Genomic DNA, 14,205 nt, shown 5'->3' with positions numbered 1-14,205 from the left:
CCCGCTATTAACCGTTCGGGTAAACAGGTATGTTCGCCGTCATAGACACAGCCATCGCCGTTCCACGCTGATAAGAAACAGGAAATATATGAGTCAGACCGAGAAACAGTCTCTGCCTGCTGGCATGTTGGCCGCCGCAGGGATCGTGTTTGGTGATATCGGTACCAGCCCGCTTTACACCCTGAAAGAGTGCCTGTCGATCTTACCGGATGGATCAATCTCAACCACTGCCGTGATGGGTTTTCTGTCACTGATTTTCTGGGCGTTAACCCTGATCGTTACCCTGAAATATGTCTGCTTTGTCATGCGTGCCGACCATGATGGTGAAGGCGGTATTTTAACGCTGATGTCACTGGCGCGTCGTAACGTCGGTCCGAAGATTGGTCACATCATTATTCTGGCCGGTTTGACGGGTGGCGCCTTCTTTTACGGTGATGGCATCATCACGCCGGCGATTTCAGTGCTCTCTGCCATTGAAGGGATTGAGGTGGTTTCTCCGCATCTCGACAAATATGTGGTGCCGATGGCCGTGGTGATCCTTTCCCTGTTGTTCATCATTCAAAAACACGGAACGGAAAAAGTCAGTAAGGTGTTTGGGCCGGTGATGTTTATCTGGTTTGTTTCGATTGGCTTACTAGGCATGCGTGGTATCGCGCTCAATCCCACAGTATTGCAGGCGCTTAACCCCAGCTATGCCCTGACCTTCTTACTGACGCACGAGGCTCTCGCCTTTGCCGCGATGGGCATGGTGGTGCTGGCCGTCACCGGTGCTGAAGCGCTGTATGCGGATATGGGGCATCTCGGCAAAGCGCCGATTCGCCTGGCGTGGCTGGTGATTGCCATGCCGGCATTGGTGCTGAATTACTTCGGTCAGGGGGCGCTGGTGATTGCGGATGCAAAGGCGGTCAACAACCCGTTCTTTAATCTCGCACCGGGTTGGGGACAGATTCCCCTGATAGTGCTGTCAACGCTCGCCACGGTGATCGCGGCGCAGTCGGTGATTACCGGCGTTTATACGCTGACGCATCAGGCGATACGTCAGGGTTTTCTGCCACCCATGCGTATTGTGTTCACCTCGCATATTGAATCTGGCCAAATCTACATTCCCGTGGTGAACTGGCTGCTGTTTGTTGCGGTAACGGTGATTGTGCTGGCATTCCGTCAGTCCTCGGCCCTCTCCTCCGCTTACGGTATCGTGGTGACCGGCACTATGGTGATCACCGCCTGTCTGGCCGGCGTGGTGGCGCTGCGTAACTGGAAATGGCCACTGCCGCTGGCGGGGATTTTCCTGCTATGTATGCTGAGCATTGACGTGCCGCTGTTTGCGGCGAACCTGATGAAACTGCTGTCAGGTGGTTGGGTTCCGGTACTGATGGCGCTGACCATGATGGGGTTGATGCTGATCTGGAGCACCGAGCGTAATCGGTTAATCAAAAAATTGAACAACGATCCGGAAAGCCTGCAGGCGCTGGTGAAATCACTGGAAACCAATCCGCCCAGTCGTGTACCGGGTACTGCCATCTTCCTGGCGCGTAAAGAGTTTGAGATTCCACAGGCGCTGCTGCATAACCTCAAGCATAACCGGGTGCTGCATAAGCGCGTGGTGTTGCTGAACATCCGCACGACAGATACGCCACGCGTGCACAATCAGAAGCGCATCACCATCACCCAACTTTCGCCGTCCTTTTGGCAGGTAACCGCGGCATACGGCTGGCGAGAAGTCCCTTCAATGGCGGAGGTTTTACACCTGTGCGGACTGGAAGGTTTTGGCTGCACGCTGAATGAAGCGTCTTTCTTTACCTCACACGACACCCTGGTGATGAAAAAACGCCGCGGACTGGCAAGAATAAAAGGCGGCATCTTTCACTTCTGCCAACGCAATGCGCTGCGTGCGCATGAGCAATTTAATATTCCACCCAATCGCGTTATCGAACTGGGTGGACAACGCGAGTTTTAACAAAATGGGGCGTGCATGACGCCCCATTCAACTTATTGCCCTGCCACAAATGTAACCAGATGAAAGAATATTCCCGAAAGTTTAACGGAGTTGTGGCTGAACTTTTCTTAACAACTAATTAGCAATTAAAGCTAAAACGCATAACCTCAAAAGGTGTTTATTAAGCCTACCGGCACTCATTACCTGCCGTGCGCAACTGTCGGAATGTATAAAATCACCATCAACAATAAAATGCATAGCTTCGAAATCGGCTCAGCAGTTATTTTGAGGAGTAAGACCATGAAAGAACTTATTAATGACGTTATCTCTATTTTCACACCGCAAAATGTTAAACCCGTTTTAGTCCGTGCGGATTTGACCCATCGTGAATTATCATCGATTCATCCTGTGGGCTTTACTTCCGTGAGCTGGGCCACTTCGATGGAAGAACTGACTGATGCGATTGTGAAAAAAACGCTCGCTGCAGGGGCCGTGGGTTATCACATCACTGATGTTGAATCCCATGAGCCGGGCCACGATGGTCAGCATGTAATGGCGGCTACCGCAACCCTGTACCATATCAATAGCAAAGTGGCGTACGGCTAATGTTAACCCCCCTTCGCTGTTGCATTTAAGCCTGCCACTCTTGTGACAGGCTTTTATCTGCAAAGTATTCGGCGAGAAAATCAATAAACACTTTCATGCGCGGCGATTCCGATGTCCGTTGCGTATACACCGCCCAGATATTCGCCTGCTGATACCACTGCGGTAAAACATGGACCAATTCGCCAGTGCTGAGATAAGGCGTTACATCCCATGCCGAGCGGAGCGCAATCCCGTGTGACTTCAACGCCCAGTTTAAAATGACCTTGCCACTGTTTGACGAATAACGGCTATTCAGTCGGCACAATACCTGTTGCTTACCGTCAGTCAGCGCCCAATTGCCGAATGAATTGTTCTTTTCATTGATGATAAGGCAGCTGTGGTCAATTAATTCATCCAGCGAATTGACCGCCCCAGCGCGCGCTAAATATTCAGGGGATGCGCAAAGAATACGCCGATTAACGGCCAGTTTACGCGCGATGTAAGAATGATTCAGATTATCGCCAACCTGTATATCCACATCGGTGCCGGATTGCATCAAATCAATCTCACGATCGCTTAAAATGAGTTTGATATTTAAAGATGGATGCTGAGAAATAAAGGCTGAAATGGCATCAGATAAATACGCCTGACCAAATCCCAGCGAACAGCCAACGGTCAACTCACCGGTTAATTCGCCGCGCCACTGCTGAAAATTATTCAGAAACGCATCCATTTCCTGTACCACTAGCTGCGCCCCCTCCAGCGCTTTCTCACCTTCTGGCGTCAGGCGCATCACCCGATTGGTGCGGAAGAAAAGCCGGGTGTCGAGCTGTTTCTCAAGAATGGCGATACGTTTGCTGATATACGATGGAGACTGGCCCAGCTCCACGGCAGCGCGACCAAAACCACCATGACGCGCCACGCTGATAAACACATAGAGGTCTTCGACAGAGGGCCAGCCCTGTAGCGGTTTCTGAACGTTTTTCCCGGCAAGCAAGAGCTTCATACTATTACGCAGTTAGCCAACATCGAGCGGTTATAACGCAGAATCGAGAAAGCCCTGAAGCTGTGCTAAAAATACCGCCGGGACTTCTTCCTGTGGGGAATGCCCACAAGGCAGTGCCTTGCCCTGCACATTAATGGCCTTCTCCTGCCAGGTTTCAACCACATCGTATAGCTGACCGACCGTGCCCTTTTCCCCCCACAGCAATTGAAGCGGACAAACGATGCGTTTGTCGCTGTCCTCTGCATCGTGCTCTAAATCCACCGTGGCGGCCGCGCGATAATCTTCGCAGACGGCGTGGATCATCTCGGGTTGCTGATAGCAGCGCAAATAATCATTGAATACCGCTTCTGAAGTCGCCCCCGCTGTCTTGAGTTGACCATCAATATGTTTTCGCAGGAAGAAAGCCGGATCGTGTCCGATCATTGTCTCCGGCAGTGGATAAGGCTGGATCAGAAAGAACCACCAAAAATAGCGCGTAGCAAACGCCTTGTCGGTCTGCGCATACATGGTGGCAGTCGGGGCGATATCGACGAAAGTGCCGCAAGCCACTTTCTCCGGATGGTCAAGCGCCAGACGATGTCCAACCCGGGCACCGCGATCGTGTCCGACAAACGCGACACGCGAAAGACCCAGTGCATCAATCAACTGGCTGATATCTTCAGCCATGGCGCGTTTTGAATAGGCCAGATGGCGTTCGTCGCTGGCGGGTTTGTCGCTGTCGCCGTAGCCGCGCAGATCAGGCAGGATCACCTGGTATTTTTGCGCCAGCTGCGAAGCGATTTTACGCCACGCCAGATGATTTTGTGGATGCCCGTGCAGCATCAGCAACGGCGGTCCTTCGCCCCCGATTGCCACGCGTAGTGTGATACCGTTGTCCAGCGTGACCGCTTTCAAGGCAAATCCGTCGATAAACGGCGATGCGCCGCAACCCTTGATGTCACTCATGCTGTTTGTCCTTTAACCCGCTGCAGCCAGGGGCGCTGAGCAAAGTGCCGATGTTCAAACTGCGTAATGTCAGTCTCGTATTGGAGCGTCCAGTCTACCGCGCTGCCGCCACCCATTAACATCTCACGTTTGAGCGCGCTGACCTCAAAATGCAACACCTGCTGATTGAAGGTGAGGGTCTTATCTTCCAGAGAAACCGTAATCTGGTTGTGTTCTGCATCAGCGGTAGCAGCGCTGAGCTGCTGATACGCCTCCTCACTTAGCGTTAGCGTCAATACGCCGTTGCGCTGGCAGTTATCGTCAAAGATGCCGGCAAAACTGGTGCCGATGATGGCGCGAATGCCCAGCTGATTGAGTCCCCACACCGCATGTTCGCGACTGGAACCACAGCCAAAGTTGGGTCCTACCAGCAAGAATGCCGCGTTCTTTCCGGCAGGCTGGTTGAGGATAAACGCGGGATTCGCACTACCGTCGGGCAAAAATCGCAGGTCAAAGAACACGCCCCGATCCAAACCCTGGCGATCGATGCCTTTCAGAAACTGCTTTGGCATGATCACATCCGTATCAATGTTGGCCGCCGGTAAATGGGCAATGCGTCCGGTCATGCTGTGAAAAGCGTCCATATTAAACCTCTACTGTCGTGAAGTTGCGTACATCGACCAGATGACCGGCCACCGCAGCGGCGGCGACCATCGCCGGGCTCATTAAATGGGTTCGTGCTCCTGCACCCTGGCGGCCCGCAAAATTGCGGTTGGTTCCTGAAGCACAGCGATCGCCGGGTTCCAGGACATCTTCATTCATTGCCAGGCACATTGAGCACCCCGACTGCCGCCACTCAAAACCTGCATTGATAAAAATGTCGGCTAAGCCTTCAGCCTCTGCTTGCTGACGCACCTGTGTGGAGCCTGGCACGATGATCCCGCGCACGTGTCGGGCGATTTTGCGCTCGCCAATCACCGCTGCTGCAGCGCGCAAATCTTCGATTCTGCCGTTGGTACAGGAGCCAATAAACGCATGGGTGATGGCGATGTCAGACAGGCGCATGCCAGGTTCCAGCCCCATATATTTCAGTGCGGCTTGTATTGCCTGCTGTTTAATCAAATCGGGTTCGTATTGCGGATCAGGTACACAGCCGCCAATAGCACAGGTCTGATCCGGGCTGATGCCCCAGGTCACTTTAGGTTCAAGGTCGCTGCAATCCAGCTCAATCGCACGGTCGAATTTGGCCCCGTCATCACTGCGCAAAGTCATCCATTCGGCCTTTGCCTGCTCCCACAATGCACCCGTTGGCATTTGCGGTTTGCCCTGGATGTAGGCGAATACCTTCTCATCTGGCGCAATAATCGCTCCGCGTGCACCGGCCTCGACAGCCATATTGCACAGCGTCATGCGCCCTTCCATACTCAGCGCGTCAATCGCCGGGCCGTCAAACTCGATGGCATAACCGGTTGCCCCTGAGGCGCCAATATCTTCAATCAACGCCAGAATGATGTCTTTAGCCGAACAGCCATAAGGCAGCTCACCCGTTACCGTGACGCGCATGGTTTTCAGCGTGCGATAAATCAGAGTTTGCGTAGCGAGAAGATGTTCAATTTCTGACGTTCCGATGCCGAAACCCAACGCACCAAATGCGCCATAGGTGGTGGTGTGGCTGTCACCGGCGGCGATCACCATACCGGGCATGACCAGCCCCTGCTCATGCGCAACCACATGCTCGATGCCCTGGCGCGGGTCCATGACATCAAACAGTTCGATGCCAAAATGGGCGGCATTTTGACGGAAGTAATCCACCTGCAGCTGCCCGCCGGCATCGGTCATCGCATCGTCACGCTCAGGACGCGTGGGATTTACGTGATCGACATTGAGTAAGATAGTCGCCGGACGACGTACCGGGCGATGATGTTCACGCAGCCCGCTAAAGGCCTGCGGGCTGGTGTATTCGTTGAGTATTGATCGATCAATATAGAGCAACACATGCCCTTCATCGTCTAACTGACGTACCACATGCTGATCGATCAGTTTTTCATACAGTGTTTTGTTAGCCATGCGATTGCCCACATAAAAGTATCAACAAGTCATTAGAGACTCTAGGGTAATACAGTTGTGGTTAAGACTATGAACACAGTACGTGAAGTGATGGTTTATGAAGTGTGTTTAATGGGCGACCTCACAGCCGCCGATAGAAGTATGATGCTACTGCAAGCGTTCGAAGCGATAAGGTGCGGGATCGATAAGCGGCGTATGCCCGGTCACCAAATCTGCGGCTAACTGCCCGGCTGCGGGTGATGTCCCGAAACCATGCCCTGAAAAGCCCGTCGCCAAAGTTAGCCCAGGTATCGAAGCCACTGGGCCAATCACCGGGTTCGAATCCGGGGTAACATCTATCACGCCAGCCCATGACTCCGCCATCTCCGCCTGCTGGAACACCGGCCACGCCGCGCGAAGGTTGCGCATCGCTTCCTGGTTCAGTGCCGGATTGGCAAGAGGGTCCAGCGTGCGGACCTGCTCAAAGGGTGAACGCCGATCGTTGCGCCAGCGACGTGCCAGTGCAAGATCCTTCACAAAGTATTTGCCCAGCGAAATCCGCAGGTTGTCACGCGCCTGCCGTAGCTGAGGCATATAACGTGTGCCGATCAATAGATGATCAAGCGTTATTGGCGCATCCAGCGCACCGCGTTGAGTGATGATAAAGCCACCGTCCTGGTGTTTTCGGAATGAGAAGTCAGGAGCGCCCACCGCTATATTGGCCGGTCCTTCCAGCGGTTTGGTACGCATCACCGAACAAATCAGCGGCAGCGTCGGCAGATTAATACCGTGATTGCCAAGGAAACGACGCGACCAGGCACCTGCCGCCAGCAACACATGGTCACAACGAATCTCACCGCGTTCGGTCATCACACCACTGACCTTGCCGTTGCTGGTGACCAGGCCACGCACCGCACAGTGATCCATGATAATCGCCCCCCTGGCGATGGCGGCATTCGCCATCGCGCTGGCCGCCAGCGTGGGTTCGGCTCGCCCGTCGGAAGCAGTGTAAATCCCGCCTGCCCATTTCTCCGCACCGCCTGGCACTTGTGCTGCAATTTGTGCGTGGCTGAGCAAGCGCGTATCCAGGCCAGCGGCACTAACCCCGCTTAACCATTTTTCATGCAGTGACATCTGCTGCTCGTTGCGTGCCACAAACATAATGCCAGCCTGACGATATCCCACGTCACTGCCAACCCGCGCGGCCATCCCCGCCCACAAGCGGTCAGCGGCCTGCGCCAGCGGGATATCCTCCAGCGCACGGCTGGTTTTACGGATCCAGCCGAGATTGCGGGAAGACTGTTCGCCCGCAATCCGCCCCTTTTCCAACACCACGACGGGAATATTGCGCTCCGCCAGCGTCAGTGCGGCGGTCAACCCTACAATCCCGCCGCCAATAACGACCACCGTGGTGGCATCCGGCAACGTTGGCGAAGGCGTAACCGGAGAAATAACAGGTGCCATAGCGCGTCTCCCACCCTTACAGGTCTACGGTAATTTCCTGAACCTGAGCGTTACCGGCCCCGCGATAGGCCGTAACTTCCAGTTCAACTTTATAAACGGTCGATCCCAGCGGCGGGCAAGTCACTGTCGAGGCGGGATTAATTCCGCGGAACTTCTCACCAATGATCGCCATCACTGCAGGTACATCCGCCGGATTCTGAATAAACACGCGCGAGCACACCACATCCTGTAATGAGGCATCGATGGCTGCCAGTGCGGCTTCGATATTGGCAAACACCTGCAAAGTCTGCTCGCGCAGGTCTTCGGGAATTTCTTTGGTTTGTGGGTTGCGACCGGCAGTGTTGGAGACATAAATCCAGTTATCCACGGCCACGATGCGCGAATAACTCGCCTGCTCTTCAAATTTCGAACCGGTTTTTACTTTAATGATATTGGTCATGATGTTTTCTCTATTAATGAATGATTTAGCTTAAAACCGGTGATTCCCACAGGTTGAGTTTGACGCCAATGCCTTTTTCCAGTGCGTTGCGATACAACACCGTGCCCCAGGCCACATCTTCCACCGGCATACCACCGACAGACATGATGATGATTTCGCTATCGTTTTGGCGGCCAGGCGCCTCGCCGGCGACAATTTTGCCAATATCTTCCAGCTGCTCCGCCTGCAGCTGCCCTTCAGCGACCATATCCATAAAGCGCACACCGATAATCGGCACGCAGCGATGCGCAGGCTTGGGAACTTCATCAAACCAGGCATGATAGAGTCCGGTGTTATCCAGCACCTTACGCACATCCGACTGCTCCATTCCTTCATCGATATTGCACAGCGCAGGCATGGCGAGGAACGCGCCAGCTTTCACCCATTCACGTTTCACCAGCGGATAAGTGGCGGGATCACCGACTTCACCTGAGCTGCAATAAGTGACAATGTCACTATCGCGCACTACCGCTTCCAGTGAGTCGACAATTTCTATCTGCTGAATTTGTGGATAGGTCTCCTGCACCCAGGTAATGAAGTTATCGAGGCTGCGCTGGCCGCGTCCTTTGACTTTGATGGTGTCGATGTGTGGGCAAACAGCAATAAATGCCGCAACAGCGGTTTTTCCCATCACGCCCGGTCCGAGCAAACCGATCACGCGAGAATCCTTTCGCGCCAGATGACGTGCGCCGACGCCCGGCACCGCCCCGGTGCGATACGCCGACAGCAGATTGGCTGACATATGCGCCAGCGGCGCGCCGGTATCCGCATCATTGAGGGTGAACATCAGAATCGAGCGCGGCAGCCCTTTCTCACGGTTGGCGATGTTGGAGCCATACCACTTGACCCCAGCCGTGCCGAAATTGCCGCCAAGGTAGGCAGGCATCGCCATCATGCGGCGATCGGCAGTGGGTTTTGGCATCGTCGGGAACGGCGAATTTTCCGGGAAGGTCACCATCGCGCCGTGTGAATCATTGTTGGATCCGGCCATGCGATAGTCGCCGTGATACAACAGGCCAAACATCTCTTCCATGGTATCGACACAGGCGGCCATATCGGTCACGCCCGCACGAATCATGTCTTGCTCCGACAGGTAAATAAAATCAATCCGGGTTGAATCACTCATAAGTCGCCTCATCAATCAGTCTTTTGGTCTATTTCCCGCCGTGGCGAGCGCTGCCATAACTAGCGATTTCACTGGCTAAAACCGTCTTAGGTGTCGATGGTCTTCGCTGGGTGAAATAGAAATAGCGCGTCAGTTGTCGAGCTGTATTGAATATTTGCGACATGAGGAAATTCGTGCGTGGCACAGCCCTTGCATCACACAGACAGTAAATAGCCCGCAGCGGAGCCCGCCATGACACAATTGCCTCTCTATCGCCACAGTGGATTTCAACCCGAGCAGCCGTGGTTTGTGCTGAACGCCGCGCAGCATTATTCGCTGATTGCGTCAGACAACCCGGCTATTTCCCATTTCTACAGTTTTGATGTGGCGCAGAGTGCCAGCATGACGCTGGCGATTCCCGACGGCTGCGTGGATATCGTGTTTGATTGCGATGCGCAGCGGCCAGCAGCACGCGTGTGTGGCACCACGCTGGAAGCGCGCGGTGCCGATATGCAGCATAACCACCACTATTTTGGTGTGCGCTTCGCACCGGGCATCATTCCTGATTTCCTCGATGTGATGGCAGAAGAGATTCCCGATCGTGAGTTTAATTTCCTCGATGTGGTGCCGGATGCACGGTTAGCCTTTGAACAGATCGTGCAGACGCGCGATTTTTCGCGGCAGATTGCTTTGTTCAACGCCAGTTTCACGCCGCGCCTGGTGCGCAAAGCTTCCGCCGTCACATCCTTGATCATCCACACCATGCGCCAGCAGAAAGGCAACATTCGCATTGATCAACTGGAAGCGCTGACCGGCTACACCTGCCGCACTATCCAGCGCCAGTTTCGCCAGGATACCGGGATGTCACCCAAGGCTTTTAGCCGCATTTTGCGCTGCCAGTCGGCGCTGGGCAGCATTCACTTACAGCAGGAAGTATCGTTTAGCGATCTGGCCTTTGATCTTGGATTTAGCGATCAGTCGCACTTCCTGCGCGAGTTTAAAAAGTTTGTCAGCACCACGCCCTGTGATTATCAGCGGCGTATTTCGCATGATGCCTATTTCCATCGTTTGCGTTTCCACTGAGCACTAAAAGGGTGCAGCGTTGCACTGTGACGCTGTCCGATTTTTTCTATCCGCCAGATGCTCAGCTGAGAAATGATGCCGCTATGTTACCGGCCTCAGGCGGCACAGATTGCCTGAGAACTTTCTCTTAGCGGTTGAGGGCTTTGGCGATGAATAAGGATTCCGGCTTACGCAAAAATACGTTGGGTTTGTTTTCTCTGGTCTTTTTTGTCGTCGCGGCAGCCTCGCCGCTGACAGGCGTGGTGGGCGGCTTGCCGGTGGCGATTATTTCTGGCAACGGCGGTGGCATTCCGGTGTTTTATATTCTCTCGTGTATTATTTTGATGTTATTCGCCGTGGGCTTTATTGCCATGAGCCGTCATGTCAATAATGCGGGGGCCTTTTATACCTATATCTCTAAAGGAATCGGCGAAAACTGGGGCGCTTCCGCGTCAGTATTAGCGCTGATGGCGTATATCTCTATTCAGATAGCCATCGTCGCAATGCTGGGATTCTTCACGCAGTTATTTATTGAAGAGCACTTTTCAGCCCATATTCCCTGGTGGGCATTGAGCATGCTATTTGTGCTGGTATGCTGGGTATTGAGCATTAAACGCGTCGAAGTCGGTGGAAAATTACTCGGCATATTAATGCTGGCGGAAGTGGCTATTGTGTTACTCACCGACGTGATGCTGTTAATCAAAAAAGTCGGTCCGTACAGCTTCCAATCGTTCGAGCCGTCAGTGTTTATGCAGGGCAACCTTGGCATCGCCTTTATTTTCACCATCGCCGCTTTTATCGGTTTTGAATCTACCGCCATATATGCGGAAGAGTGCCGTGCCCCACATAAAACTGTGCCGCGTGCCACAGTTTGTGCCTTGTTACTGATCACGGCATTTTTCTGTTTCACCAGTTGGTCACTGGTGCAGGCATACGGTTTTGATCAGATTGTCGCGATTGCCAGCAAAGATCCCGGCAACTTCGTGTTTAACATTACCCGGCAATATGTTGGACAGTGGGCTGTAGAAACCATGTCGGTATTGCTGATCACCAGTTTATTTGCAGCGGCGCTGGCGTTTCATAACAATATTTCACGGTATTTGTTCAGCATTAGCCGCGATGGTCTGATCTGGAAAGAGTTGTGCAAAACTCATCCCACTAACGGCACGCCACATAATGCCAGCCACGTTCACAGCGTGATCATGCTGATGCTACTGGCAGGTATGGGCAGCGCGGGATTGGACCCGATGGTGCACATCTTCGCTATCGGTTCCGCCGTCGCCACACTGTGTATTTTGATTTTACAACTGGGCGTTTCCGCTGCCGTGATACTGTTCTTCCGTCGGATGGAGAATAGCGAAAATCCATTCACCGTATTCTGGGCACCGTTACTGTCAATGGTGTGCATGAGCGTGACGATTATTTTGGTGGTTAATAATCTGCAATCCTTAAGCGGCAGTGATTCCAGCGTGGTGAAGATGATTCCCTGGTTCATTGCTGGCTGCGCCTTGATGGGATACGGTATGTCGCTGAAACGCAATTTTAAAGCTCGCGCTTAGTCATCGTCGTGGTGCGCAGCCATGCGCACCCAGTTAGCGAGTAAATATTTAACCTGGCGTTATGGTGTTTTATTTGACCTAAGTCGCGATGCTCGCTATAAAGAATAACCGCGCAGTACTCACGGATATATCTCCCTACCTTTCGCATTCATTGCTTAAATTCCCGCCATATTGGTTTTATGTAAGTTAAGTAATTAACACCAATACTTTATTAACTAAAAACAAGTTAATCTTTTCGTAACAATCTTTTAATTTGCAAACCGAAATTTTAACGTTCACCTGCAAAGTACAAAGATCAGGATCAGAATGACTCACTCTAAAAAAATCGTGTCTGCCCTTTCACTGGCAGCGCTGCTTGTTTCTTCAGTGGTCCACGCTGAAAACGCACCAGAAAAAACCGATGTTCTGTTGATTGGCGGCGGCGTCATGAGCGCCTCACTGGGAACCTGGCTACAGGAACTGCAACCAGGCTGGAAGCAACTGATGGTTGAGCGTCTGGATGGCGTCGCACTGGAATCGTCTAACGGCTGGAACAACGCCGGTACCGGTCACTCTGCGAACATGGAACTGAACTACACGCCAGAGCGTGCAGACGGTTCAATCGACGTGAGCAAGGCGCTGGAAATTAACGAAGCTTTCATGATTTCCCGTCAGTTCTGGACCTCTCAGGTACAGCGCGGCGTAATGCATGACCCGCGTTCATTCATCAACTCCACCCCGCACATGAGCTTTGTCTGGGGCGATAAAAACGTTGAGTATCTGACTAAGCGTTACGATGCACTGCAGAAAACCACCCTGTTCCAGGGCATGAAGTTCTCAACCGATCACAAGCAGATTGAGCAGTGGGCTCCGCTGGTGATGGAAGGTCGCGATCCTAATCAGAAAGTGGCAGCCACCTGGACGCCAGTCGGTACTGACGTTAACTACGGTGAAATCACCCGTCAGTTGATTGGCAGCCTGAAGAAAGATCAGAACTTCAAATTAGAAACCTCTTCAGAGGTTACTGATTTCAAACGTAACAGCGATAATTCATGGCACGTCACCATCAAAGATGTGAAGAGCGGTGAGAACCGTTCGGTTGACGCGAAATATGTGTTTATCGGTGCAGGCGGCGCGGCCATCAAACTGCTGCAGAAAACCGGTATTCCTGAAGCGGATAACTACGGCGGCTTCCCGGTCGGGGGTTCGTTCCTGATGACCGAGAATCCAGAAGTGACCAGTCGTCACCTGGAAAAAGTGTACGGCCAGGCTTCAGTCGGTGCGCCACCGATGTCTGTTCCACACATCGATGCCCGTAATCTGGACGGTAAACGCGTAGTGCTGTTTGGGCCGTTCGCGACCTTCTCCACCAAATACCTGAAAAATGGCTCACTGTTCGATCTGTTAAGCGCTACCACCACCAGCAACATCATGCCGATGACTCACGTGGGTATCGATAACTTTGACCTGGTGAAGTACCTGATTGGTCAGGTGATGCTGAACGACGACGATCGTTTTGCCGCGCTGAAAGAGTACTACCCGAACGCACGTAAAGAAGACTGGAAACTGATCCAGGCGGGTCAACGCGTACAGATCATCAAGAAAGATGCGGATAAAGGCGGCGTGCTGAAACTCGGCACCGAAATCGTGACCGATCAGCAGAAAACCGTGGCGGCCCTGTTGGGTGCATCACCAGGTGCTTCAACTGCTGCGCCAATCACCCTCGACGTGATGAAGAAGTTGTTCCCGGAGCAGTTCGCTTCTCCTGAGTGGCAAGAGAAGATTCGCGGCATTATTCCAAGCTTCGGCCAGAAACTGAACGGTAACACCGCACTGACTCAGCAGGTCTGGGACAACACCGCTGCTACGCTGCAGTTGACCAAACCACCGGTCATCAACATGGGTGATCAGTCCGTTGCCCCTACGCAGGCTAAGCCTCGTGCAGAATCCGCTAAGCAGGATATGGCGCTGTAATTCTCCTTCGCGCTAATGAAGAAAGCCGGACAATGTCCGGCTTTTTTGTGTCTGGAATAAGGTCAAATCGCATAGCAGACACTCAAC

The 14,205-nt window shown here is 53.0% G+C and carries 12 protein-coding genes; 5 read left to right on the top strand and 7 right to left on the bottom strand.

Annotation, left to right across the window (positions count from 1 at the left end; translation table 11 throughout):
• The first annotated feature begins 88 nt into the window (after positions 1–88).
• Positions 89–1,957, top strand: a complete 1,869-nt coding sequence (gene kup / locus CRO33_RS18550; protein WP_097119163.1) for a low affinity potassium transporter Kup — start codon at positions 89–91, stop codon at positions 1,955–1,957.
• A 279-nt stretch (positions 1,958–2,236) separates the two neighbouring features.
• A complete protein-coding gene (locus tag CRO33_RS18545; protein ID WP_045815559.1) occupies positions 2,237–2,542 on the top strand; it encodes a DUF1471 domain-containing protein in 306 nt (101 codons plus the stop codon).
• 25 nt (positions 2,543–2,567) lie between these two features.
• Here the strand turns inward: CRO33_RS18545 and CRO33_RS18540 are convergent, their stop codons facing one another.
• The 7 genes from CRO33_RS18540 to CRO33_RS18510 all read right to left on the bottom strand — a co-directional run bounded on the left by CRO33_RS18540 (position 2,568) and on the right by CRO33_RS18510 (position 9,565).
• Positions 2,568–3,527 carry a LysR family transcriptional regulator gene (locus CRO33_RS18540; RefSeq protein WP_097119162.1) on the bottom strand — a complete coding sequence of 320 codons (960 nt, stop codon included), beginning with the start codon at positions 3,525–3,527 and terminating at the stop codon, positions 2,568–2,570.
• Positions 3,528–3,557: 30 nt separating this feature from the next.
• On the bottom strand, positions 3,558–4,472 hold the full coding sequence (locus CRO33_RS18535; RefSeq protein WP_097119161.1) for an alpha/beta fold hydrolase: 915 nt from the start codon (positions 4,470–4,472) through the stop codon (positions 3,558–3,560).
• The gene (gene leuD, locus CRO33_RS18530) at positions 4,469–5,095 is read right to left on the bottom strand and encodes a 3-isopropylmalate dehydratase small subunit (RefSeq protein ID WP_097119160.1); all 627 of its coding nucleotides are present in this window, start codon (positions 5,093–5,095) and stop codon (positions 4,469–4,471) included. Before leuD ends, CRO33_RS18535 begins: the two co-directional genes overlap by 4 nt.
• Before the next feature lies 1 nt (position 5,096).
• Positions 5,097–6,518, bottom strand: a complete 1,422-nt coding sequence (gene leuC / locus CRO33_RS18525; protein ID WP_097119159.1) for a 3-isopropylmalate dehydratase large subunit — start codon at positions 6,516–6,518, stop codon at positions 5,097–5,099.
• Positions 6,519–6,665: 147 nt separating this feature from the next.
• Positions 6,666–7,961, bottom strand: a complete 1,296-nt coding sequence (locus CRO33_RS18520) for an NAD(P)/FAD-dependent oxidoreductase (protein WP_097119158.1) — start codon at positions 7,959–7,961, stop codon at positions 6,666–6,668.
• A gap of 16 nt (positions 7,962–7,977) precedes the next feature.
• The gene (locus CRO33_RS18515; protein ID WP_097119157.1) at positions 7,978–8,400 is read right to left on the bottom strand and encodes a RidA family protein; all 423 of its coding nucleotides are present in this window, start codon (positions 8,398–8,400) and stop codon (positions 7,978–7,980) included.
• Positions 8,401–8,425: 25 nt separating this feature from the next.
• Positions 8,426–9,565, bottom strand: a complete 1,140-nt coding sequence (locus CRO33_RS18510) for a tyramine oxidase subunit B (RefSeq protein WP_097119156.1) — start codon at positions 9,563–9,565, stop codon at positions 8,426–8,428.
• 231 nt (positions 9,566–9,796) lie between these two features.
• On the opposite strand from CRO33_RS18510, the gene CRO33_RS18505 reads away from it, so the two are divergent.
• From CRO33_RS18505 to mqo, 3 genes are all read left to right on the top strand, one after another.
• Positions 9,797–10,627 carry a helix-turn-helix domain-containing protein gene (locus tag CRO33_RS18505; RefSeq protein ID WP_034823993.1) on the top strand — a complete coding sequence of 277 codons (831 nt, stop codon included), beginning with the start codon at positions 9,797–9,799 and terminating at the stop codon, positions 10,625–10,627.
• Between the two features lie 149 nt (positions 10,628–10,776).
• A complete protein-coding gene (locus CRO33_RS18500; protein WP_097119155.1) occupies positions 10,777–12,165 on the top strand; it encodes an APC family permease in 1,389 nt (462 codons plus the stop codon).
• Between the two features lie 306 nt (positions 12,166–12,471).
• A complete protein-coding gene (mqo, locus tag CRO33_RS18495; RefSeq protein WP_034823997.1) occupies positions 12,472–14,118 on the top strand; it encodes a malate dehydrogenase (quinone) in 1,647 nt (548 codons plus the stop codon).
• The last annotated feature ends 87 nt before the right edge of the window (positions 14,119–14,205 follow it).

Origin of the sequence: Pantoea sp. GL120224-02, assembly GCF_900215395.1 — a bacterium.
In the GTDB taxonomy this organism is placed as follows: domain Bacteria; phylum Pseudomonadota; class Gammaproteobacteria; order Enterobacterales; family Enterobacteriaceae; genus Pantoea; species Pantoea communis.
This window is presented reverse-complemented; position numbering and strand designations above follow the sequence as displayed.